Raw genomic sequence first — 21,272 nt, 5'->3', positions numbered from 1 at the left:
ACCGGGAAACCCACCGGGACTTGTGGAGCGCCCGTTGCGTGGAGACGCGCACGGCGGGTGCGGGAGGCGGCTCGGGGAAACCCACCGATGGAAACGCCGGCAGGGCGCCCCGGGCCGACCTCACCTGATCCACACCGAACGCAGTTCAGCCAAACGCCACCCCCCGAAAGCTTCCGGCGGAACGGATATTTGGTCAGGTGCCCTGTCGTTCTGCGCGGCTGCGGGTTTGGGCGAGGCGGTAGGAGGCGGTGCCGGTTTCGATGATGGTGCCGCCGAAGGTGAGCCGATCGACAATCGCGGAGCAGAGCCGGGGATCGGTGAAGGTCTTCGTCCAGCCGCCGAAGCTGTCGTTGGAGGCGATGGCCACGGAGTTCTTCTCCTCCCGTTCGGTGCGGACCTGGAGGAGCAGGTCGACGCGCCCGTAGCGGGCGATGGTCTTGGTCAGGACCTTCTCGTCGGCGGCTTCGACGAGTTCGTTGACCAGCTTGGCGGCCAGCGTGTAGCGGACGCGGAAGCCCGCCATGGCCGCTTCGGTTCCCAGCGCGATGAGCAGGTGGGACTTGCCGGTGCCGGAGTCACCGATCAAGCACAGCGGCTCGCCCTTTTTGACCCATTCGCACACACAGTCCAGCAGCGGGCGCCTGCGACGTTCATGCAGAGCGTTGACGTACGACAGCTCGATGTACGGTCCCGCAGGATCAACACCAGCCGGTACAGCCACCCAGCACCTCCAGCGCTAGCACCCGCACGCTTCGCTGAGACGAAACCTGGAACGACTGACTTCGCTGAGTAAACGCCTCGATTGGATGAGAGCGGTCAGTGGGTGCTCGCTGCGCTCAGAACCTCTCTTCGGTTTGTTCATCCGAAGCGGCATCAGCCGCTCAGCTCACCTGGGCGACCGGCACCGCCGCGGAGAACGAGTTCGAGGAACAGGTGCTCACGGCCGCAGGCGGCAGCCGGTGGTGACCATCAGCACCGTGTTGGCCGCGGTGCCGAACTGGTAGACCGCGCCGTACTGGTCGTTGCCGGTGATCTCGTGGTCGCCGCTGCGGTTCACGATGATCTCGGGCTCGCCGAAGCCGTACTCACCGGTGATCTCCGCGACGATCGCCACCGCGCGCGGCCACCGCTCGTCCGCCAGGTTGCCCGGCGCCCGCCACGATTCCAGCACCCAGCTCTCCGCGTCGAAGATCTCCGGGAACTCGGTGCAGCTCGCCCGGCTGACCGGGTCGGACACCGCCCAGGTCAGCGGTCCGACCTCGGTGTTGAGGCGGTCCAGCAGCCGTTGTTGCATCTGGTCGTAGCGTTCGCTGATCTCCTCGATGCTGGGGCGCTGTTGGAGCAGGCTGCGCGGGTCTTCCACGATTCCCCCGTCTTCTCGGGCGGACAGACGTGCCATCAGGAGATGATGCCGGAGATCCGGTCCCCGAAACCGCGGCCGTCGTCCTTGATCGCCCGGTCCGGCAATCCGGCCACCACGACGCTCATGTTGTACTGGCTGGTGCTCTCCGGCGTGAAGTAGCCGCCGTGGCCCTCGACACCGTTGAACTTGTGGTCGCCGACGGTCGCGTCCCTGGCGGACAGCCCGGTCATCCCGTCGAGATGGCTGGGGTCGCCGCCGAAGCGGCCCAGGTCGGCCACCCAGTCGTTCTTCGCTTCGATCCGGTACGCGTGACCTTCTGGCACGTTGAGGTCTTTGATGTTGTTGGTGCCCACTCCCGGCGAGCCGGAGAACACCGCGTCGTCGACGCCGTGACCCTGCTGCTGCATCGCGTAGCCGGTGATCGTCGACCCGTAGGAGTGGCCGATCGCGGTCAGGTGCGCGGTGCTGTCCCGGGAGGCGTTGATGCCCACGCAGAATTCGGCGAGCTTCTTGCCGCCTTCTTCGGCGGCCTTCGAACTGGCCACCGACCGGTCCGGGTCGGAGACCTCGCTCCACTGCGGGAACTCGGTGCCCACCCAGGTGACCGTGGCGACCTTTCCCCCGTCGCCGTGCCGGTCGCTTTCGAACTGGGCCTGGCGGCGCAGCTGGTCCATCTGCTTGTCCGCGTTCAGCGAGCCGTCGACGGTGGTGTTGAAGCCCGGCGTGTACACCGAGACGTGGGCGGCGGTGTCCACATTGCCCACCGCGATCGCGGCCTTGGCGCGTTCCCCGTCGGTGTCGAGCAGCAGCAGTTGGCGGTCGCCGCGCTCCAGGATCTTCTCGACGGCGCCGATGGACTTGAGCTTGCCGTCGACCCGCTCCAGTTGTTCCCGTTCGGCGCCGGTGACGCCGCCGCGCTGCAACTCGGTTTTTTCAGCCCGCAGCGCGGACTTCTCGTCGGCGATGCGCGCGCGGTTCGCCTTGTCCCGCACCTCGGCCGGGATGCCGTCGCGGCTGCCGAGCCAGGCGGGCGGGTTGTTGGTGTACGCCGCGCGCTCGGCGTCCGACAGCGACTTCCACCACGCGGCGTTCTCGGTCGGACCGCCGTCCTTGGGCGCCTTGGCGGCGGCAGCCGTGGTCCGCGCGGCGGCGCTGACCAGGCCGTCGCCCGCACCCGGGTCGATCTCGTCCAGCTCGGCCGCGGTGAGGACCTTGGCCAGGTCGCCGTCGGTGCGTTCGGCGTCGTCGAGGATCGACTCGATTTCGGCGACCAGTTCGTCGCGGACCCGCAACCGCTGCTGCTTCACCTGCTCGACCTCGGCGGCGGGCACGTCCTGCGGCGGCTTGGCGTCCCGGACGCCGCCTTCCGGGGTGATCTCGAAACCGTTGGCGCGCGCCTTGTGCTCCGTGGCGTCGAGCCGCAGCTTGATGCGCTCGACTTCTTCGGCAGCCCGGCCCACCGCCTCGCGCACGCCGCTGACCTCGGCGATCAGCACCCGCATGCGCTTGATCAACTCGCCGTTGCGGTGCGCGGCGTGCTCGGCGGCCGTGCCGTTCCAGCCGTCGGGCTGCCGGGCGCCGTCCAACTCCTCGCCCAGCCCGGTCAACTCGTCCCGGCGCTTGCCGAGCGTGCGGAAGACCTCCTCCAAGGTGTCGGGCAGCCAGCGGCGCACGTCGGCGAACGACACCATGAGTCGGCCTTACCTCCACGTCGTGCTACGAAGCGTCCTGCGTCGCGCAGGACCGCTACGCCGATCCGCCCTTGGCGGACTGGAGCAGGTGGCAGCCGGTGCGCAGACTAAGAATGGTGTTCACCGCGGTGCCGAACTGCAGCGCCGCGCCGAAGTCGTCGCGGATTTCCACCTTGTGGTCGGCAGGCCGGTCCACGACCACTTCCCGCTCGGTGAAGCCGTATTCGGAGCTGACCTCGTCGGCGATCCGCTCCGCCTGCGGCCACTGGCTGTCGGAGATGTTGCCCTGGTAGAGCCAGCGATCCAGGCTGTGCTTCTCGGCACCGGCGACATCCGGGAACTCCGCGCAGCCCGCCTCGCCCGCATCGCCGTCGTTGACCCACGCCGTCGCGAGGCCCAGCTCCGCGGACAACCGGTCGCGCAGTTTCTGCTGCATCTCCTCGTACTTGGCGGTGACCTCCTCCATGGACGGTCGCTGCTGCAGGACGCTGCGCTGGTCTTCCATGCTTCCCCCGTCGGACGGTTCTGGTTCGCTCGCGCAGCCGCCGACGAGCAGCGCGCAGAGGATTAGCAGGCCGAGTTTCCTCATGAGAACAGGTCTTTGACCTTGGACGCGGCCCCCTCGCCGAAGTCCTTGACGTCGGACACCGCCGCCGCGCCGGCGTCGTAGATCGCGGATCCGGCTTCCTGGGCCTGGTGCGGCAGGTAGGAGATCGCATCGCCGACGCCGTTGGTCTTGCCCTCGACGGTGTTCTCCGGCATGCCCGCGACGATGGAGGCCATGTTGTGCTGGCTGGTGGTGTCGGGATTCAGGTAGTCGCTGTGACCGGTGACCCCCTTGCCCTCGCCGGAGTCCTCGGTGGACAGATCCTGGAAACCGTCCATGTGGGACGGATCGCCGCCGAAGCGGGCGAAGTCGGCGACCGGGTCGTTCTTGGCCTCCAACCGGTAGGCGTGCCCCTCCGGGACGTGCAGGTCTTCGATGTCGTTGGTCCCAACGCCGGGTGAGCCGAAGATGATCGCGTCGTCGACGCCGTGGCCGCCGCCCTGCAGGGCGTAGCCGGTCGTCGTCGAACCGTAGGAGTGGCCGATAGCGGTCAGGTGCGGATCGGTGCCCCGGGATTCGTTGATGCCCTTGTAGAAGTCGTTGAGCTTCTCCCCGCCCTCCTGGGCGGAGCTGGAGCTGGCCACCGAATCCCCGAACACGTCGAGGTTCTCGGACTCCTGCGGGGCTTCGTAGCCGAGCCAGGCCACCGCGGCGACCTCGCCGTCCTTGCCGTGCCGGGCCAGTTCGTCCTGCGACTGCCCGACGAGCTCCTGCATCTTGTCGTCGTAGCCCTTGAGGCTGTCCTGGACCGTGGTCGTGTAGCCGGGGGTGAACACCGAGACGTGGTCGGCGGTGTCCACGTTGCCCACCGCGACCGCGGCCTTCATCCGTTCGCCGCTGCTGTCGAGCACCAGCAGCTGGCGCGGGGGCTTGTCGCGCGAAATGGTCTCCTCGACCGCATCGAGGGACTTGAGCTTGTCGTTGACCTGCTGGAGCCGCTCCTGCTCGTCCTCGCCCACGCCGCCCTTCTCCAGGTCGGCCTGCTGCTCCTGCAGCGCTTTGCGCTCCTCGTCGATGCGGCCGCGGTTGGCCTCGTCGCGGACCTCGGCGGGGATGCCGTCGCGATTGCCCAGCCAGGCGGGCGGATTCTCCTGCAACGCCGCGCGCTGCTCGTCCGACAGCGAGTTCCACCACTCGGCGGCGGCTTTCGGCGAGTCGTCCTTCGGCTTGCCCGCGGAATCGACCAGCGCCTGGATGCTCTCGGTGTTCGCGGCGTCGGCCAGCGAACCGCCCTTGCCGGGCTCGATCTGGTTCTTCTCCGCCGCGACCAGGGCCTTGGCCAGCTCCGCGTCGGTGCGCTCGGCTTCGTCGAGGATCTGCTCGATCGTCGCGACCAGCTTGTCGCGGACCTGGATCCGCTGCTGCTTCACCTGCTCCAGCTGGTCCTGCGGCACGTCCTGCGGTGGTTTGACGTCCTTGACGCCGCCTTCTTCGGTGATCTCGAAGCCGCCTGCCCGCGCATCGTGGTCGGCCTGCGTGATCTGCTGCTTGATCTTGGCGACGTCGTCGGCGGCGGTGCCGACGGCGACCCGCACGGTGGCGACTTCGGCGATCAGCGCGCGCATGTTCTCGACCAGCTCGCCGTGGCGCTTGGCCGCGGCGTCGGCCGCCGCGCCGGACCAACCTTCCGGGTTCTTGGCGTGGTCCAGCTCGTCCTGGAGGTCGATCAGGTTGTCGCGGCGCTTGCCCAGTTCGGCGTGGACGGAATCGAGTTCCTCGGGCTTCCAGCGGCGCACCTCGGCGAACGACACCATTTGACCGCCTACCTCCCCGCCTGCGCGCCGATGCGGCCGATGTCCGCCGCGTTGGACTCATCGGAACGCTGGTACTCGTCGGCGGTCGCGTTCAGCGAATTGCCGTGCTCGGCGGCGGCCTGGCTCCACGCCTTGACCGACTTCTCCCAGCTCTGCGCGACCTGCTTCGCCGCGTCCGCGGACTTGCCGCCCGGCATCGCCTCGGCGATGTCGGTGGCAGGTGGCCCCAGCTTCACCTGCGCAGCCTGCTCGCCGGCCGATTTCGCACTCGTTCCCGCTTTTCTGAGCGAATCCGGATTTGCCGTGTACCCCATGCCCCACCTCCAGCGGCCGAAGCCTAGCGCGATGATCTTGCGTTGGACGGTCGTTGGGAGAAACTGGTTCCCGCTGATTTCGCAGGCCGAACCGGGCGTGCGGCCCGGGCTCGGCGGCCCGGGTAGCCTCCCGGTCGTGACTGCGTCGTTGGATCTCACTGCGGACCCGGTCGAACTCACCGCCGCGCTGGTCGACATCCCCAGCGTTTCCGGCGAGGAGAAGGCCATCGCCGATGCCGTGGAGCACGCCTTGCGCGCTCAGGCACCGCACCTCGAAGTGGTGCGGTCCGGCGAAGCCGTGCTGGCGCGGACGAACTTCGGGCGCGGCTCGCGGGTGGTGCTGGCCGGGCACCTGGACACCGTGCCGATCAACGACAACCTGCCGCTGCGCCGCACCGGATCGGGCGCCGAGGAGGTCCTGCACGGCTGCGGCACGGTCGACATGAAGGGCGGCGACGCGGTGATGCTGCACCTCGCCGCGACGCTCACCGAACCGCGCCACGACCTGACTTTCGTGTTCTACGACTGCGAGGAGGTCGAAGCCGAGCGCAACGGCCTGGGCCGCATCGAGCGCGATCTGCCCGACTGGTTGGCCGGGGACCTGGCCGTGGTGTGCGAGCCGTCGAACGCGGTCATCGAGGCGGGCTGCCAGGGCACCATGCGGGTGGAGGTGCGCACCACCGGCGTCCGGGCGCACACGGCGCGAGGCTGGATGGGCGTCAACGCGATCCACGGCGCGCAGCCGGTGTTGCAGCGGTTGGTCGACTACCAGCCGCGCGAACCGGTGATCGATGGCCTGCAGTTCCGGGAGGGGTTGCAGGCGGTGCGGATCAGCGGCGGTGTGGCGGGGAACGTGGTGCCGGACTCGTGCGTGGTGGCGGTCAACCACCGGTTCGCCCCGGACCGGTCGCTGGCGGAGGCCGAAGCGCACCTCCGGGAGGTCTTCGACGGCTTCGAGGTCACCGTGGCCGACGGCGCCGCGGCGGCGCTGCCCGGTTTGGGCGCCCCGGCGGCGGCCGAACTGGTCGAGGCCTCCGGCGCGGCGCCGGTCGCGAAGCTCGGTTGGACGGACGTGGCCCGCTTCGCGGCCCGCGGCCTGCCCGCGGTGAACTTCGGCCCCGGCTCACCGACGCTCGCCCACACCAAGCAGGAGCACGTCGCCACCACCGAGATCCACCATTGCGCGACGGTCCTGCGCCGCTTCCTCACCTGAGCTCTTCGAGGTGAGGGGCACCTGTGACCAAGTAACTGGGTCACGGGTGCCCCTCACTCGTTTCAACATGTGGGATCAGGCGATGCCGAGCATCGACTGGTCGCCACTGTCCGAGCCCTCCGCGCCGCCCGGCTTCCGGCCGTCCGCGGTTGACTCGCGTTGCCGGGGCAGCTCCGCCGCTGGCGTCTTGTCGGTGAGCTCCGCCGCTTGCTTCTCCGCCTCGGTGAGCTCCGGCGCCTGCCGCTCGGCCTCGGTGAGCTCCGCCGCTGGTTCCGCCTCGGTGGCTTCGGCTGGGCTGGCTTCGGCTGGGCTGGGGGCTTCGGCCTCGCGCTTGGCGCCGCCGCCGTGCTTGACGGTGTCGACGAACTGCAGCAGTTCCACCGGGAACGGCAGCACGAGCGTGGAGTTCTTCTCGGCGGCCACCTCGACGACCGTCTCCAGCAGCCGCAGCTGGAGCGCCGCCGGGGTGTCGGCCATGACGTGCGCCGCGTCGGCGAGCCTGCGGGACGCCTGGAACTCGCCGTCCGCGGAGATGACCCGCGAACGCCGTTCACGTTCGGCCTCGGCCTGCCGGGCGATCGAGCGCTTCATCGACTCCGGCAGCGAGACGTCCTTGATCTCCACCCGGTCGATGTGCACGCCCCAGCCCAGCGCCGGGCTGTCGATCATCAGCTCCAGGCCCTGGTTGAGCCGCTCGCGGTTGGACAGCAGGTCGTCCAGGTCGCTCTTGCCGATGATGGAACGCAGCGAGGTCTGCGCGACCTGTCCGACGGCGAACAGGTAGTCCTCGACGTTGACGATGGCGCGCGCGGCGTCCTCCACCCTGAAGTACACCACCGCATCCACCCGGACCGTGACGTTGTCGCGGGTGATGCCCTCCTGGGCGGGTACCGGCATGGTGACGATCTGCAGGTTGACCTTCCGCATCCGGTCGACCGCCGGGATGATCATGGTCAGCCCGGGTCCGCGGGTGAGCTCCTGCAGCCGCCCGAAGCGGAACACCACACCGCGTTCGTACTGCTTGATGACCTTGACACCGGCAGCGACGAAGATGACGCCGAGCACGAGGATTACGATCAGCAGGTCGATGAGCATGGCTGGCTCCCGGGCTCGATTCCTGTCGTGCCCGGCGACCCGACTCCGGCGCCTGCGTAGATCGCCCCAGATCTGCGTGGTGGGCGCGGCCGGCGTCGCTGGCACCACTCGATCTTTTCTTCGTATCGTACGCCGCCGCACGGCTGTGTGAATCCCTTGTGAACAGGCATTTCTCCGCTGCGGCGGGTGGTGGGCGCACGTCGGTGGCGATCGGCGGCTGCGTACTCTCGACCGCATGACAGTCGAAGGCCCGTGGGGCGCGCCCAACGGCGCGGAGCGCCCCCAGGAGAAGCAACGCGGACCGGTAGTGCTGCGCCGGTCGCGGTTGAGCGAGCCCACCACCACCGACCAGCGGCTGCTGGACTCCCGCGGCCCGTCTGACTGGGTGCACACCGACCCCTGGCGGGTGCTGCGCATCCAGGCCGAGTTCGTGGAGGGGTTCGGCGCGCTGGCCGAGGTGCCGCGCGCGGTGACCGTGTTCGGTTCGGCGCGCACTTCGCGGGACCACGAGGAGTACGCCGTCGGCGTCGAACTCGGTGCGGCGCTGGCCAAGGTCGGCTGCGCGGTGATCACCGGCGGCGGACCTGGCGCGATGGAGGCCGTCAACCGCGGCGCGTCGGAGGCCGGTGGGTTGTCCATCGGGCTCGGCATCGAGCTGCCCTTCGAGCAGGGGCTGAACCCGTGGGTCGACCTCGGCGTGAACTTCCGCTACTTCTTCGTCCGCAAGACGATGTTCATCAAGTACGCGCAGGCGTTCGTCTGCCTGCCCGGCGGGTTCGGCACCATGGACGAGCTGTTCGAGTCGCTGACCCTGGTGCAGACCAAGAAGGTCACCAAGTTCCCGGTGGTGCTGTTCGGCAAGTCCTACTGGCAGGGCCTCTACGACTGGATCCGGGACAGCATGTACGGATCGGGCAAGATCGGCACCAAGGATCTCGCGCTGCTGCACCTCACCGATGACATCGACGACACGATCGGCATCGTGCAGGAGGCGTACGAGGCTTGGGAGGCCACTCATTGAGCAGCGTCGAGCTCGCCGAAGGGATCGTTGAGCACAAGGGCACCGCGGCGGTCTGCGTCTTCTGCGCATCGGGCCCGGTGCCCCAGCACTACCTGGACCTCGCCGCGCAGGTGGGCACCAAGATCGCCAAGCGCGGTTGGACGCTGGTCTCCGGTGGCGGGCGGGTGTCGATGATGGGCGAGGTCGCGCGGGCGGTGCGCGCCGGGGACGGCCGCACCGTCGGGGTCATCCCGCGTGCCCTGGTGGAACGCGAGGTCGCCGACTCGGACTCCGACGAGCTGCTGGTCGTCGACACGATGCGGGAACGCAAGGGCCTGATGGACGCGCACGCCACCGCGTTCCTCGCGCTGCCCGGCGGCATCGGCACCTGCGAGGAGCTGTTCGAGATCTGGACCGCCCGCTACCTCGGCATGCACCGCAAGCCGGTCGTGGTGCTCGACCCGGACGGGCACTACCGCGGGATGCTGGACTGGCTGCACGGGCTGGTCGACAGCGGATTCGCCACCCAGCACTCGCTCGACCTGCTCACCGTGACCACCGATGTCGATGAGGCGCTGGACGCCTGCGCCCCGTGACCCGGCCGCGGTGGTGATCCCCGTGCCGCCCCACGACGTGCCAGGATCTGCAGATGTGCAGGTATTGCGGTTCCGCGACAAGGACGTGCCCCAGGACCGGCCGCTGGTGATGGCGATCGTCAACCGCACCCGCGACTCCTTCTTCGACCGCGGGCGCACCTTCGCCGTCGATGCGGCCACCGCAGCCGTGGACCAGGCCGTCGCCGACGGCGCGGACATCATCGACATCGGCGGGGTTCGCGCCGGTGCGCAAGGCGAGGCGGTGGACGCCGCCGAGGAGATCCGCCGGGTGGTGCCGTTCGTCACCGCGGTTCGGGACCGCCATCCGGATCTGGTGATCAGCGTCGACACCTGGCGGCACGAGGTGGCCCGCCAGGTGTGCGGGGCGGGCGCGGACCTGCTCAACGACACCTGGGCCGGTGCGGATCCGAAGTTGGCCGAGGTCGCCGCCGAATTCGGCGTCGGCGTGGTGTGCTCGCACACCGGCGGTCTGCCGCCGCGCACCGACCCGTACCGGCCCCGCTACGCGGACGTGGTCGCCGAGGTGACGGCCGAGCTCGTCGAACGGGCCGACCGGATGGTGCGGCTCGGGGTGCCCGCGCACGGCGTGCTGATCGACCCGACCCACGACTTCGGCAAGAACACCTGGCACGGCCTGGCGCTGCTGCGCCGCGTCGACGAGTTGGTGGCCACCGGCTGGCCGGTGCTGATGGCACTGTCCAACAAGGATTTCATCGGCGAGACCCTGGGCACCGAGGTGACCGAGCGCTTGGAGGGCACCCTCGCGGCCACCGCGATCGCCGCCTGGGGTGGCGCCAAGGTCTTCCGAGTCCACCACGTGGTGGAGACCCGTCGCGTGGTGGACATGGTCGCCGCCATCGCGGGCACCCATCCGCCCGCCCGGATCATCCGCGCCCTGGCATGACGGTTCACGGGTTGCCGACGGCGTGCTTGACGAGGTCCGTGAGGGTCGGGATCGGGACGTCCGGGCGAACCTCGCGCAGCACCGGGACGAGGCGCAGCCACCGGGACTGGACTCGCGGCGCGCTCGGCGGTGTCCTGGTCAGCTCGTCGACGAGCTCCTCCAGCCGCCAGTGCGCCTCGTCGCGCGCCATGCTCGCCTCCGGGTGCTGGTCGATCACGTCGACGAGCACCACGAGGTAGGCGCGGAGTTGATCGAGGGCCTCCAGGCGAGGAGCGTAGGTGGTCGCGGCGTCGAGTCGTGCCGCACCGGTTGTCGAGCCCTGGGCGCTGTCCTCGGACACGGCAAACGACTCCTGAATTGCTCGACCGGCACATCCGACTCCGCAGTGTGGTCGGATCCGAGGGTTGGCAACGAACTTTCGGGTTCGCGCCACCCGAACGGCGCAGCTCGTCATCTGATGTGACACACGTCATCGATGTCCGGATCGCGAAAGGACTTTGGTCCTCTTGTGCGCGGTCGGTGACAGTGGTCGGAAATAACCGTAGAGTCGCTACTTGTGAAGGCTGATGCGCTCCGCGGCCATCTCGACGCTCTGCTGCTGGCCACGCTAGACGGCAGGGCCCTGCATGGTTACGCGATCATCGAGGCGCTGCAAGAACGCAGCGGTGGCGCCCTCGATCTGCCCACCGGCACGGTGTACCCCGCGTTGCGCAGGCTGGAGCGCGCGGGTTACGTGCAAAGCACCTGGAGCACTGTCGGCGGTCGACAGCGCCGTACCTATCGCCTGACCCAGACCGGCGTGCAAACCTTGCAGGCCGAGCGCCGCGCGTGGCGCGAGTTCACCAGCGCCATCGAAGGCGTCCTCGAAGCGGCTCCCGCCAAGACCTGACCGTGGCCGCGGCGGTTCGCCATCCGTGCCACGATTGATGACCGTGGCTAGTGCGCTCATCTACCTGTTCGTGGTGCTCGCGGTCGCTGCGGTGATCTTCCTGCTGGCCTCGCTGGTCTTCGGACGCGGCGAGCAGCTCGCACCGCTGCCGCCGGGTTCGACCCCGACTCGCCTGCCTGCTGCCGACATCGAGGCCGCTGACGTGCGTGCGTTGCGGTTCCAGCAGGTCCTCCGCGGCTACAAGGCATCGGAGGTGGACTGGGCGCTGGCGCGCCTGGCCGGTGAACTCGACGACCTGCACGGCCGGATCGCGCTGCTGGAGAAGCAGCTCGACGTCGCCGGAAGGCAGTTGCAGGAGGCTCGCGCCGGGCACCCGGACGAGTCGGAGGACTGACCGGTGCGCCCGGTCGAGCTGCGGTTCAGCGTGCCGATCGAGGCGGCGCCCGAGGTGGTGTGGGCCGCGGCGACCGACTGGGCGCGGCAGGGCGAGTGGATGTTGGGCACCGATGTGCAGGTGCTCGGCGGCTCCGGGGGACCGGGCACCCGGCTGCTCGCCGTCACCGGGTACCGCGGGTTCGGCGTGGTGGATCGGATGGAGATCGTCGGGTGGCGGCCGCCGCAGAGCTGCCGGGTGCGCCACTGCGGGGACCTGCTTGTCGGGGATGGCGGGTTTGATGTGGTGCGGTGCGGCAATGCCGCATCGACGTTCGTGTGGTGGGAGCGGCTGGCGCTGCCGACCGGCGGCGTCCTGGTCTGGCCGGTGGTGCGACCGGCCTTCGCCTGGGGCATGCGCCGGTCGCTGAGCGCTTTCGCGGCGTTCTGCCGGGATTACCGAAGTGGAGAAGAGCGTGACTGAACCCGGTGCGGCGGTGCTCGGCGAGGACGGGCGGGCGCGCTGTCCGTGGGGTGCCGGTCCGGCGGACTACACCGAGTACCACGACCGCGAGTGGGGCGTCCCGCTGCACGGCGTGCCGGAGCTGTTCGAGCGGATCACCTTGGAGGCGTTCCAGTCCGGCTTGTCGTGGCTGACGATCCTGCGCAAGCGGGCGGCGTTCCGGCGGGCGTTCGCCGAGTTCGACCCGGCGCGGGTGGCGGTCTTCGGCGAAGCCGACCGGCAGCGGCTGCTCGCCGACGCGGGCATCGTCCGCAACCGGGCGAAGATCGACGCGACGATCCGCAACGCCGGTGCGGTGCTGGAGTTGGACCGCCCGCTGGACGAGTTGCTCTGGTCCTTCGCCCCGGAAGCCCGCAAACCGCGCCCGGCGACCCTCGGCGACGTTCCAGCCACCACCCCGGAGTCGACGGCGATGGCCAAGGAGCTCAAGCGCCGCGGTTTCGCCTTCGTCGGCCCCACCACCTGCTACGCGCTGATGCAGGCCACCGGCATGGTCGACGACCACCTGGCGGACTGCTGGCGCGCCAACTGACGAGGCGCCGAGCGCAATTTCGCGAGAAATGTGGGTTTCACCCGGGTGAATGTCGATCTCTCGCGAGATCGCGCCGCCCAGCTCAGTGGCCGGTGAAGTTCGGGCTGCGCTTCTCGACGAAGGCCGCCACCGCCTCCCGGTGGTCGGCCGTCGAACCGGCCTCGGCCTGCGCGCCCGCCTCGACGGCCAGCGTCTCGGCCAGGCCTTCCGCTGCCGCCGCCAGCATCGTCTCCTTGATCCGCGCGTAGGCGCTGGTCGGCCCGGCCGCCATCCGGGCGGCCAGCTCGGTGGCCGCCGCGACCGCCTCGCCGGTGTCCACGACGCGGTTGACCATGCCGATCCGCAGCGCGTCCTCGGCAGCCACCGGCTCGGCCAGCAGCAGCATCTCCATGGCCCGGCCGTAGCCGATCAGCCGCGGCAGCGTCCAGGACGCACCGGAGTCGGTGGACAGGCCCACGTTGGCGAAGGCCATCAGGAACTTGGCGTTGGACGCGGCCACCCGCAGATCGCACGCGTAGGCCAGCGATGCGCCCGCCCCGGCCGCGGTGCCGTTGATCGCGGCGATCACCGGCTTCGGCATGCTCGTCACCGCCCGGATGATCGGGTTGTAGTGCTCCTCCACCGTCTTCAGCGGCGCCGAGTCCCCGGCCTCCAGCAGCGCGATGTGCTCCTTGAGGTCCTGACCGGCGCAGAACGCCTTGCCCGCGCCGGTGATCACCAGCGCGCGCACCGAGTCGTCGGCGGCCGCCTCCCGCAGTGCGGTGATCAAGCCCTGCTTGAGCTCGACGTCGAGCGAGTTGAACGACTCCGGGCGGTTCAGCGTGAGCAGTCGCACACCAGCGGTGTCCTGGGTCAGCAGTACATCGGTCATGTCGCGCTCCTCGTCTTGGTGCCTGTCGTGGTACTCGTCGTGCGTTGCGGGTGGCGGGCCTGGCGGTTTCGCGCGAAACCGCCCACCCCACCCGAGGCGGTCGGCCCGACACAGCCATGTCGAAGACAGGTTCCCAGACGCCGCCTCGACTCCGCCGATCCTCGACATCACGGATCCCCCGTGCGCCACGTCGGGGCAGGTCTCGCAGCGGACGCAGTGGGCAGCGCCTGAGAACCGGCGGCGGTGCGAGGGGCGAAGGTGTGCCAAGCGACTGCGCGGCTTCAAGAACAAGATCGAAGACAGTTTCTCGAAGTCCGTTGTGGCGGATTGCGAGATCATCGGCATCTGTTCCACTGTGGACTCCGCAGATCGTGTGAAGTCCCGAGTAGACAGTGTTGCGGCTGGGCGCCCGCGCAGTACCCGAGCGCCGCCCGAACCCGACGACGACCGCGGGTGGCCCGGCCGACCCGGTGGGTCACCGGGTGCCCGCCGATTGCGCCGGAATGCGCCGAAACAGCGCGCATGAGCGGTGAGTCTGCCAGCCGCCGCGGGCATTCGACCAGCGCACGGGCGACACGAGTTGATCGGTTCGGTTTCGTCCCCGCCTCGGCATGGGGGAGAATGGGGGAGGACCCGAGCTGGTTGTGGCGACCGGCGGGGGAAGAGTTCACGGAGGGAGCACGCTATGGCGGCCATGAAGCCCCGGACCGGTGACGGTCCCCTCGAAGTGACTAAGGAGGGACGCGGCATCGTGATGCGCGTCCCGCTTGAGGGTGGTGGGCGGCTCGTCGTCGAAATGTCGGTCGAGGAGGCCAAGAACCTGGGCGACGCCCTGGAGTCGGCCACCGGCTGAGGCCGCCGGCTGGCGATCGAGGGGACACCGGCGGCCAGGAGGCGATCGGTCGGCCCTCTGGTACCCCTCCGCCGAGGCCACAACTCAATCAAGTCGACGGCGAGCGTTCTTCGCCGCGGTCGGGCCCCGGTGTCGAGGGCGACGCCGGGGCCGTCGTCGACAGCAGACAAGTCCTTGGCCCGCCACGTGATCACCCGAGGCCGTCCAGCGCGACACCGCCGTGGCGCTGGCCGCCGCGGCCGGGTGCACATCGTGACCGGGCCGGTGAGGACGGTAGTTTCGAGCGCGCGCGGCGCGGCCGTGCAGGAAGGTCCTTTTCGTGTCCGGTGCCTCAGTGTTCCGTCCCGGCCAGCCGTCCCGCGACGCGGATCCGGTACTGCCCGTGATCCCGACGTCACTGGTCGAAGTGGACGTCGTGCGGCAGTGGCGGGACGGCGTGCCCGGCGCGGTCCCGGTCTTCGACGGTGACTCGGGACCGGAACTGGCTGCCGCGGCCGAACAGTTCGATGTGGACATCGCGGTGCTGCGCGCCGTGGGAGCGTCGGCCGCCGCCGGTGAGGTCCGCGCCGTGCCGCTCGCCTCCGGTGGTGTCGGCTGGGTCGTGGGCGTCGGATCGGGCGAGCCCGCGAAGTGGCGCAGCGCCGGGGCCGCGCTGGCGCGCGCGTTGCGCGAGCGGCTCGGTGAGGCTGCGGAGGCCGAGGACGAGACCGGTGATCTCGGGGAGGCTTCCGACGCGGACTACCTCCAGATCCGGCTGCCCGACGGAGTCGACGGCGAGACGGTGTCGGCGTTGACGCTGGGGCTGGCGCTGGGTGGCTACCGGTTCCGGGTCACCGCCAAACCCGCTCCGCCGCGCCTGCGAAAGGTTCTGCTGGTGCCGTCGGCGGATGCCGACTCGGCGCCGCTGGGCGAGCAGGTTCGGCGCGCCCGCTCGCTGGCGGCGGCCACCGCGCTGGCCCGCGATCTCGCCAACGCGCCCTCGAACATCAAGGACCCGGCCTGGTTGACCGGGATCGCCGCCGAGCTGGCCACCGACGTCGCGGACCTGGATGCGGCGGTGCGGGACGAGAAGTGGCTCGCCGACAACGGTTTCGGCGGAGTTCTCGCGGTCGGCGGCGGCTCGTCCCGGCCGCCCCGGTTCCTGGAGCTGACCTATCGGCCGAAGGACGTCGCGGGCCCGCACCTGGTGTTGGTGGGCAAGGGCATCACCTTCGACACCGGTGGGATCTCGCTCAAGCCCGCCGAGGGCATGCACCTGATGCGCACCGACATGTCCGGTGGCGCGGCGGTGATCAGCGCGCTGCTGACCATCGCGCGGCTGGAACTGCCGATCCGGGTGACCGGCCTGGTGCCGTCGGCGGAGAACCACGTGTCCGGCAGCGCTTATCGGCCCGGTGACGTCGTCCGGCACTACGGCGGCACCACCACGGAGGTCGGCAACACCGACGCGGAAGGCCGCATGGTGCTCGCCGACGCCCTCGCCTACGCGGTGGATCGGCTCGAACCCGATCTGCTGGTGGACGTCGCGACGTTGACCGGGGCGATGAAGGTCGCGCTGGGACTGCGCACCGGCGGGCTGTTCGCCACCGATCTCGAACTGGCCGACCGCATCCGCGAGGCCGGGGAGCGGGTCGGCGAGGCCTGGTGGCGGATGCCGTTGCTGGAGGACCACGCCGAGGACGTGAAGGGCGAACTCGGCGACGTCAAGCAGACCCCGCCGGGACCGGGCGGCATCACCGCCGCGCTGTTCCTGCGGGAGTTCACCGGCGGGCTGCGGTGGGCGCACCTGGACATCGCGGGTCCGGCCCGAGCGGACAAGGACTACGCCGAGGTGGTGCCCGGCGGAACCGGTTTCGCCGCCCGCAGCCTCGTCGAACTCGCCGCCGCCCTGGCGAAGTGACCCATGCGCTGGGGGTTGTTCCGGTAAGAACCGGGATTTTCACTCACGACTGGGGCTGGGCCAGGGTGAAGTCGCGGAAGGTGCGGACCGCCGGTGGCAGCGTTCGCCCGGCTGGCCACGCGAGACCGATCGTGCGGTGCGCCGGTGGGTCCAGCGGCACCTCGACGGTGCCCGGCGCCGGGCCGTTGTCGCCAGGCGGGAGCAGCGCCACACCGAGCCCGGCGGCCACCAGCCCGCGCACCGTGTCGACCTCCTCGCTCTCGAAGGCCAGCCGGGGTTCGAACCCAGCCCGCTCGGCCAGCCCCATGAAGATCTGCCGCAGTCCGTAACCGCGTCGGGTCGCCACGAAGTCGTCCTCGCCGAGCTCGGCAAGCCGCAGCCTGCGCCGCCGGGCCAGGCGATGCCGCGCGAACAGCACCGCGACCAGCGGCTCCTGCCGGATCTCGGCGGTCGCCCAGCGCGGGTCGCCCGCCGGCAGCGGCGCGATCAGGCAGAGATCGATCTCGCCCGCCCAGGCCCGCGCCAGCATGGCGTCCCGCGGACCCTGCACGAGTCCGAACCGCACGCGCGGGTGCTCGTCGCGGAATCCGCGCAGCAGCGGTGGCACCAGCGTGCTGCCCATCGTGTGCTGGAACCCGAAGGTCACCTGGCCTCGATCGGGATCGATCTCCTCGATCACGGCGCGGCAACCCGCCTCCAGGCCGCGCATCGCGTCCTCGGCCGCCGCGGCGAGCAGGGCACCGGCGCGGGAGAGGTGGATGCCGCGTCCCTGCCGCACGATCACCGGGGTGCCCAGCCGCTCGCCGAGCTTCGCCAGCGTGCGGCTGACCGTCGGCTGCGGGATGCCAAGGGCATCCGCCGCCCGTGTGAGATGACCCTCGGCGGCGACCGCGCGCAGCAGTGCGAGCGTCGGGGCCAGGTGGGCGGCGAGCTGCGACGCTTCGTCCGGTGCGGCTGATTGATTCACCATCGCATCAATGATGCGTCGGTGTTGTATTGGACGCATTAATTAGGCCTGCTTACTTTTGGATCCGTGACCTCGGTCGACCCGGCCCGAATCCGCAGGATCCGCCTCGCGCTGCTGCTCGGCGCGCTGGCGCTGTTCGCGTTGCTCTACGCCCCGCAGCCGGTGCTGCCGCAGCTGGCCGGGGCCTTCGCGCTGAACCCGGGCACCGCGGCGCTGCTGATCTCGGCGAGCACGCTCGGCCTCGCGGTCGCGGCCATCCCGCTCGGCACGCTGTCCGAGGCCCTCGGGCGCCGCCGAACCATGATCGTGGCGCTGCTGATCGCCGAGGTCCTCGGCCTGCTGCTGCCGTGGGTGCCGGTCTTCCCGGTGCTGGTGGCCATTCGGCTGGTGCAGGGCGCGGCTATCGCGGGTCTGGCCGCGGTGGCGACGGCGTACCTGGTCGACGAGACCGGCGGCGAACGCCTGGGCGCCACGATGGGGCTCTACGTCGCCGGAACCACGATCGGCGGGATGTCGGGCAGGCTGCTCGGCGGGGTGGTCGGCGACTTCGCCGGTTGGCGCGGCGGCGTGCTCGCGGTGGCCCTGCTCGCGGCGGTGTGCACGGTGCTGTTCATCGCGCTGCTGCCCGCTGAGGTCCACCACAGCCGCCAGCCGCTGAGCTGGCGGCCGTTGCTCGGCGGGTTGCGCATCGCGCTCCGCGACCCGGTGCTCTACGCGCCGTACCTGGTCGCCGCGCTCGGCATGGCTGCCTTCGTCACGGTCTACAACGTGCTCGGTTTCCGGATCACCGCTGCGCCGCTGCTGGTGCCGCCCGCACTCGCCGCGCTCGTGTTCCTCGCCTACGCCGCCGGGACGGTGACCTCGACGATCGCCGGACGCGCCGCCGATCGCTGGGGGCGCACCCGGGTGCTGCTGATCGGGCTGGTGATCACCGCGTTGGGGCTGCTGCTGATGCTCGCCGACAACCTGCTGCTGATCGTGGTGGGGCTGGTGGTGTTCACCGGCGGGTTCTTCGCCGCGCACGGCGTGGCCAGCGGTTGGGTCGGGATGCGGGCACCGGCATCGGCCCGTGGCCAGGCGGCTGCGCTTTACCAGTTGGCCTACTACGGCGGCAGCAGCGTGGGCGGGGTGTTGGGCGGCACCGCCTACGGTGCGTGGGGTTGGTCCGGCATGACGATCGTGCTCTGCTGCTGGCTCGCGACTGCCGCGGTCGCGGTGTGGATCGCCCACCGCGTTCCGAAGCGCCAGCACACCGGGCGCCAGCCCGGCTACGCACTCCCGACCCCGTTCAGGTGAGGAGTGAGGGCACCCGTGACCAAGTAACTGGGTCACAGGTGCCCCTCACCCCGTGCCCGTCACCCGGTGGTGTCGCGAAGTGCGGTTCGATCCGGCGTGGTTGCGTGCTCGCCGGTTGTCAGGTGGCGTCCCGGTAGTCAGGTGGCGTCGGAGTCGTAAGGGGGGCGCTCGCCCGGCGCCAGCGGGCGGGGCTGGGGCTTGGGCGGATCAGCCGGTTTCGGCTGCTGGCCGTTGCCGTTGGTGATGCCGTCGAGCGGGTTCTCACCGTCGAAGAGGTGCTTGGTCACCGCGCTGCGCGGGTTGAAGTTGCGGATGCCGCGCAGGTCCTCCAGCGGTTTGCGCAGCTCGTCGAACTCCGGACCCAGCTCGGACCGGATCTGCTCGCGGGCACCCGTCGCGTACTCCTTGACCTGGCGGATGGTCCGCCCCAGCCAAGCCGCGCCCTGCGGCAACCGCTCCGGGCCGAGCACGAAAAGGCCGACCACGATGAGAACCAGGAGCTCGGGCCAGCCGATGCTATCGAACACCTCTCGACTACCTCCGGGTCCTCGCGCTCGCGGACCGGCACCGCACGAGCTGCCAACGCCCCCCAGAGTACCGACCGGGGGATACCGGCAGGAGGGGGAAGTGGCCTGGCACCCGGGCTTCATGAAGAGTTAGCAGCTCGTTCCGCTCGGACCTCGGCGCCTGCCTCCGAATCCGGTCGGCCCCGCCGTGCGGGTGGGGCGCGGATCTGCGATCGGTCACTTCAGCGTCACATCGAGCACCAGCTCGCGGCCCTGCCGGACCACGGTGACCGGGATCCGCTCGCCGACCTGGTGCCGGTCGACGGCCACGACCAGCTCGTCGGCGCTGCCGACCTTGCGGTCACCGACCCGGATGATCACGTCGCCCTCGGCGATGCCGCTGGCCGCCGCAGCGCTGCCGTCCTGCACGTTCTGCACCTGGGCGCCGTCGGCCAACCCGTCGCTGACCGACTTGGTGTTGACGCCGAGGTCGGCGTGCAGCACGTTGCCGGTGCGGATCAGCTCCTGGGCGATGCGCCGGACGTCGTCGATCGGAATCGCGAAGCCCAGCCCGATCGATCCGCCTTCGCCGGAGCTGCCCAGGGTGCGGATCGCGCTGTTGATGCCGACCACCGCGCCGTTGCCGTCGACCAGCGCGCCACCGGAGTTGCCCGGGTTGATCGCCGCGTCGGTCTGGATCGCGTCGATGACCGCGTTGGTGTCGGTGCCCTCGCCGGCCAGCCGCAGCGGCCGGTGCACCGAGCTGACGATGCCGGAGGTCACGGTGCCGGCCAGTCCCAGCGGCGAGCCGATCGCGATCACGTCGTCGCCGACCGACAGGCTGTCGGAGTCGCCGAGCTGGGCGACCGTCGGGTTGGCGATCTCCACCTTGAGCACCGCCAGGTCGGTCTTGACGTCCCGGCCGACGATCCGCGCAGGTGCCCTGGTGCCGTCGTGGAAGACCGTGGAGACCTGGGCGTTCGGGGTGTCCGCGGCCATCGAGACGACGTGGTTGTTGGTGACGACGTAGCCGTTGCCGTCGATGACGACCCCGGAGCCGCTGCCGCCCTGCGAACCGACGCGCACCTCGACCGACACCACGGCGGGCACCACCCGCTGCGCGACCGAGGCCACGGTGCCCTTCGGTCGTTGGGTGCCCTGCTCCACCTCGGCGAGGGTGACGTCGGGATTGGTGAGCGGGTTGCCCTCCTCGGCGGTGATCCGGCCGATGAACCCACCGACCACCGCGAGCAGCACGGCGAGCACCGCGAGTATCGCCAGCGCGCGCGGATGCACCCGGCGGCCGAAGAGCACTTCGCGGGCGCTCAGCAGCGGACCGGACTCGGAACGGTCGGGTTTTTCCTGCTGCTCCTCGGCGAGCGCCGGTGGTCCGATCATCGCGCCCGCCGCCGGGTCGCGCCAGGCATCGCGTTCACCGGCGTTCCACAGCACCGGCTCGTCGGCCGGGCCGGGCGTCATGGGTTGCTCGCCGGGAGCTCGCTGCAACCGGTCGTTGCTGCGCGGCGGTCGGCTGAACGCTTGGGCCAGGGCTTCGGTCGGGGGCGGGGCGTGCTCGATGCCGCGGCTCGGCAGGTCGCGCCGGTTCGGGTCGAAGCTGCCGGTCACGCCTCGCGGGCGGCCGAAGACGGAGGTCTGCGCCGGGTCGACCGGGGGGCGGCGCAGCGGGCGCGGAGCGATTCGGTGCGGCTGGGCATTGGGCTGCGCACCGTTGCCCGCCTCTCGACCACGGGTGAGGTGCTCAGCGGGCACTCCGGGGGTGGACCTGGCGGCGCCCTGCCACGGGTGCACGGGCTGGGCGGGCCGGCCGGTTGGATCTTGCCGGTCCGCCTCAGGCTGGTCCGGACGCCCCCCATCGGCGTCGAAGCCCTGCGCGGGCCTTCTTGGCTGGTCGCTCATCGCTCCCCGGGCATGCGGTCGGGACTCGTCCGTTCGAGTGGATCACACGGGCGACACGCCCGCGTCACCGGCATGCGGACCCACTGCC

At 70.4% G+C, this 21,272-nt stretch carries 23 protein-coding genes; 11 read left to right on the top strand and 12 right to left on the bottom strand.

Features of this window, described 5'->3' with window-relative positions; genetic code table 11:
• Window positions 1–193: 193 nt before the first annotated feature.
• From ACTWQN_RS25545 to ACTWQN_RS25520, 6 genes are all read right to left on the bottom strand, one after another.
• Window positions 194–721: an ATP-binding protein gene (locus tag ACTWQN_RS25545; protein WP_443206089.1), complete on the bottom strand. Its 528-nt coding sequence runs from the start codon at window positions 719–721 to the stop codon at window positions 194–196.
• Window positions 722–937: 216 nt separating this feature from the next.
• Window positions 938–1,399 carry an LppA family lipoprotein gene (locus tag ACTWQN_RS25540; protein WP_443206088.1) on the bottom strand — a complete coding sequence of 154 codons (462 nt, stop codon included), beginning with the start codon at window positions 1,397–1,399 and terminating at the stop codon, window positions 938–940.
• The gene (locus ACTWQN_RS25535) at window positions 1,399–3,054 is read right to left on the bottom strand and encodes an alpha/beta hydrolase (RefSeq protein ID WP_443206087.1); all 1,656 of its coding nucleotides are present in this window, start codon (window positions 3,052–3,054) and stop codon (window positions 1,399–1,401) included. Before ACTWQN_RS25535 ends, ACTWQN_RS25540 begins: the two co-directional genes overlap by 1 nt.
• Before the next feature lie 55 nt (window positions 3,055–3,109).
• The gene (locus tag ACTWQN_RS25530) at window positions 3,110–3,643 is read right to left on the bottom strand and encodes an LppA family lipoprotein (RefSeq protein ID WP_443206086.1); all 534 of its coding nucleotides are present in this window, start codon (window positions 3,641–3,643) and stop codon (window positions 3,110–3,112) included.
• A complete protein-coding gene (locus tag ACTWQN_RS25525; RefSeq protein ID WP_443206085.1) occupies window positions 3,640–5,415 on the bottom strand; it encodes an alpha/beta hydrolase in 1,776 nt (591 codons plus the stop codon). Before ACTWQN_RS25525 ends, ACTWQN_RS25530 begins: the two co-directional genes overlap by 4 nt.
• Window positions 5,416–5,423: 8 nt before the next feature.
• Window positions 5,424–5,651 carry a hypothetical protein gene (locus ACTWQN_RS25520; protein ID WP_443206084.1) on the bottom strand — a complete coding sequence of 76 codons (228 nt, stop codon included), beginning with the start codon at window positions 5,649–5,651 and terminating at the stop codon, window positions 5,424–5,426.
• Window positions 5,652–5,865: 214 nt separating this feature from the next.
• Here ACTWQN_RS25520 and dapE point away from each other — a divergent pair, with 214 nt between their 5' ends.
• Window positions 5,866–6,942 carry a succinyl-diaminopimelate desuccinylase gene (dapE, locus tag ACTWQN_RS25515; protein WP_443206083.1) on the top strand — a complete coding sequence of 359 codons (1,077 nt, stop codon included), beginning with the start codon at window positions 5,866–5,868 and terminating at the stop codon, window positions 6,940–6,942.
• A gap of 75 nt (window positions 6,943–7,017) precedes the next feature.
• Here dapE and ACTWQN_RS25510 read toward each other — a convergent pair whose 3' ends face one another.
• A complete protein-coding gene (locus ACTWQN_RS25510; protein WP_443206082.1) occupies window positions 7,018–8,037 on the bottom strand; it encodes a slipin family protein in 1,020 nt (339 codons plus the stop codon).
• 235 nt (window positions 8,038–8,272) lie between these two features.
• Here ACTWQN_RS25510 and ACTWQN_RS25505 point away from each other — a divergent pair, with 235 nt between their 5' ends.
• The 3 genes from ACTWQN_RS25505 to folP are packed head-to-tail and all read left to right on the top strand — an operon-like array spanning window position 8,273 to window position 10,558.
• Window positions 8,273–9,058 (top strand): LOG family protein, encoded by a 786-nt coding sequence (locus tag ACTWQN_RS25505; protein ID WP_443206081.1) that lies wholly within the window; start codon window positions 8,273–8,275, stop codon window positions 9,056–9,058.
• A complete protein-coding gene (locus ACTWQN_RS25500; protein WP_443206080.1) occupies window positions 9,055–9,633 on the top strand; it encodes an LOG family protein in 579 nt (192 codons plus the stop codon). Before ACTWQN_RS25505 ends, ACTWQN_RS25500 begins: the two co-directional genes overlap by 4 nt.
• Before the next feature lie 55 nt (window positions 9,634–9,688).
• Window positions 9,689–10,558 (top strand): dihydropteroate synthase, encoded by an 870-nt coding sequence (gene folP, locus ACTWQN_RS25495; protein WP_443206079.1) that lies wholly within the window; start codon window positions 9,689–9,691, stop codon window positions 10,556–10,558.
• A 4-nt stretch (window positions 10,559–10,562) separates the two neighbouring features.
• On the opposite strand, the gene ACTWQN_RS25490 is transcribed toward folP, so the two are convergent.
• Window positions 10,563–10,898, bottom strand: a complete 336-nt coding sequence (locus ACTWQN_RS25490) for a hypothetical protein (protein ID WP_443206078.1) — start codon at window positions 10,896–10,898, stop codon at window positions 10,563–10,565.
• Window positions 10,899–11,114: 216 nt separating this feature from the next.
• Here ACTWQN_RS25490 and ACTWQN_RS25485 point away from each other — a divergent pair, with 216 nt between their 5' ends.
• From ACTWQN_RS25485 to ACTWQN_RS25470, 4 genes are read left to right on the top strand one after another with little or no spacing between them, the layout of a single operon-like run.
• Window positions 11,115–11,447 (top strand): PadR family transcriptional regulator, encoded by a 333-nt coding sequence (locus ACTWQN_RS25485; RefSeq protein WP_010694135.1) that lies wholly within the window; start codon window positions 11,115–11,117, stop codon window positions 11,445–11,447.
• 43 nt (window positions 11,448–11,490) lie between these two features.
• A complete protein-coding gene (locus tag ACTWQN_RS25480) occupies window positions 11,491–11,841 on the top strand; it encodes a DivIVA domain-containing protein (protein WP_443206077.1) in 351 nt (116 codons plus the stop codon).
• Between the two features lie 3 nt (window positions 11,842–11,844).
• Window positions 11,845–12,303, top strand: coding sequence for an SRPBCC family protein (locus ACTWQN_RS25475; protein ID WP_443206076.1), 459 nt, complete (start codon window positions 11,845–11,847; stop codon window positions 12,301–12,303).
• On the top strand, window positions 12,296–12,874 hold the full coding sequence (locus ACTWQN_RS25470; RefSeq protein ID WP_443206075.1) for a DNA-3-methyladenine glycosylase I: 579 nt from the start codon (window positions 12,296–12,298) through the stop codon (window positions 12,872–12,874). Before ACTWQN_RS25475 ends, ACTWQN_RS25470 begins: the two co-directional genes overlap by 8 nt.
• An 82-nt stretch (window positions 12,875–12,956) precedes the next feature.
• Here the strand turns inward: ACTWQN_RS25470 and ACTWQN_RS25465 are convergent, their stop codons facing one another.
• A complete protein-coding gene (locus ACTWQN_RS25465) occupies window positions 12,957–13,745 on the bottom strand; it encodes an enoyl-CoA hydratase-related protein (RefSeq protein ID WP_443206074.1) in 789 nt (262 codons plus the stop codon).
• 685 nt (window positions 13,746–14,430) lie between these two features.
• Between ACTWQN_RS25465 and ACTWQN_RS25460 the strand changes: the two genes are divergently transcribed.
• Entirely contained in the window at window positions 14,431–14,598 is a 168-nt protein-coding gene (locus ACTWQN_RS25460) for a DUF3117 domain-containing protein (RefSeq protein WP_009949794.1), read from the top strand.
• A gap of 319 nt (window positions 14,599–14,917) precedes the next feature.
• On the top strand, window positions 14,918–16,498 hold the full coding sequence (locus tag ACTWQN_RS25455; protein ID WP_443206073.1) for a leucyl aminopeptidase: 1,581 nt from the start codon (window positions 14,918–14,920) through the stop codon (window positions 16,496–16,498).
• A gap of 43 nt (window positions 16,499–16,541) precedes the next feature.
• Here the strand turns inward: ACTWQN_RS25455 and ACTWQN_RS25450 are convergent, their stop codons facing one another.
• Complete coding sequence (locus ACTWQN_RS25450; RefSeq protein WP_443206072.1) at window positions 16,542–17,468, bottom strand: LysR family transcriptional regulator; 927 nt, start codon at window positions 17,466–17,468, stop codon at window positions 16,542–16,544.
• 63 nt (window positions 17,469–17,531) lie between these two features.
• Between ACTWQN_RS25450 and ACTWQN_RS25445 the strand changes: the two genes are divergently transcribed.
• Window positions 17,532–18,761, top strand: coding sequence for an MFS transporter (locus ACTWQN_RS25445; RefSeq protein ID WP_443206071.1), 1,230 nt, complete (start codon window positions 17,532–17,534; stop codon window positions 18,759–18,761).
• 137 nt (window positions 18,762–18,898) lie between these two features.
• Here ACTWQN_RS25445 and tatB read toward each other — a convergent pair whose 3' ends face one another.
• Together tatB and ACTWQN_RS25435 are read right to left on the bottom strand one after the other, a co-directional pair.
• Complete coding sequence (tatB, locus tag ACTWQN_RS25440) at window positions 18,899–19,288, bottom strand: Sec-independent protein translocase protein TatB (RefSeq protein ID WP_443206070.1); 390 nt, start codon at window positions 19,286–19,288, stop codon at window positions 18,899–18,901.
• Between the two features lie 216 nt (window positions 19,289–19,504).
• Window positions 19,505–21,184 carry a S1C family serine protease gene (locus ACTWQN_RS25435; protein WP_443206069.1) on the bottom strand — a complete coding sequence of 560 codons (1,680 nt, stop codon included), beginning with the start codon at window positions 21,182–21,184 and terminating at the stop codon, window positions 19,505–19,507.
• Window positions 21,185–21,272: the final 88 nt, after the last annotated feature.

This window comes from Saccharopolyspora antiqui, from assembly GCF_052246905.1.
Lineage (GTDB): Bacteria > Actinomycetota > Actinomycetes > Mycobacteriales > Pseudonocardiaceae > Saccharopolyspora.
This window is presented reverse-complemented; position numbering and strand designations above follow the sequence as displayed.

Excerpts from the sequence above, each read along its gene's own strand:
- ACTWQN_RS25525 (WP_443206085.1), bottom strand. The coding sequence starts at position 5,415 with ATGGTGTCGTTCGCCGAGGTGCGCCGCTGGAAGCCCGAGGAACTCGAT.
- ACTWQN_RS25465 (WP_443206074.1), bottom strand. The coding sequence starts at position 13,745 with ATGACCGATGTACTGCTGACCCAGGACACCGCTGGTGTGCGACTGCTC.
- ACTWQN_RS25505 (WP_443206081.1), top strand. The coding sequence starts at position 8,273 with ATGACAGTCGAAGGCCCGTGGGGCGCGCCCAACGGCGCGGAGCGCCCC.
- ACTWQN_RS25450 (WP_443206072.1), bottom strand. The coding sequence starts at position 17,468 with ATGGTGAATCAATCAGCCGCACCGGACGAAGCGTCGCAGCTCGCCGCC.
- ACTWQN_RS25535 (WP_443206087.1), bottom strand. The coding sequence starts at position 3,054 with ATGGTGTCGTTCGCCGACGTGCGCCGCTGGCTGCCCGACACCTTGGAG.
- ACTWQN_RS25540 (WP_443206088.1), bottom strand. The coding sequence starts at position 1,399 with ATGGCACGTCTGTCCGCCCGAGAAGACGGGGGAATCGTGGAAGACCCG.
- ACTWQN_RS25530 (WP_443206086.1), bottom strand. The coding sequence starts at position 3,643 with ATGAGGAAACTCGGCCTGCTAATCCTCTGCGCGCTGCTCGTCGGCGGC.
- ACTWQN_RS25510 (WP_443206082.1), bottom strand. The coding sequence starts at position 8,037 with ATGCTCATCGACCTGCTGATCGTAATCCTCGTGCTCGGCGTCATCTTC.
- ACTWQN_RS25460 (WP_009949794.1), top strand. The coding sequence starts at position 14,431 with ATGGCGGCCATGAAGCCCCGGACCGGTGACGGTCCCCTCGAAGTGACT.
- ACTWQN_RS25435 (WP_443206069.1), bottom strand. The coding sequence starts at position 21,184 with ATGAGCGACCAGCCAAGAAGGCCCGCGCAGGGCTTCGACGCCGATGGG.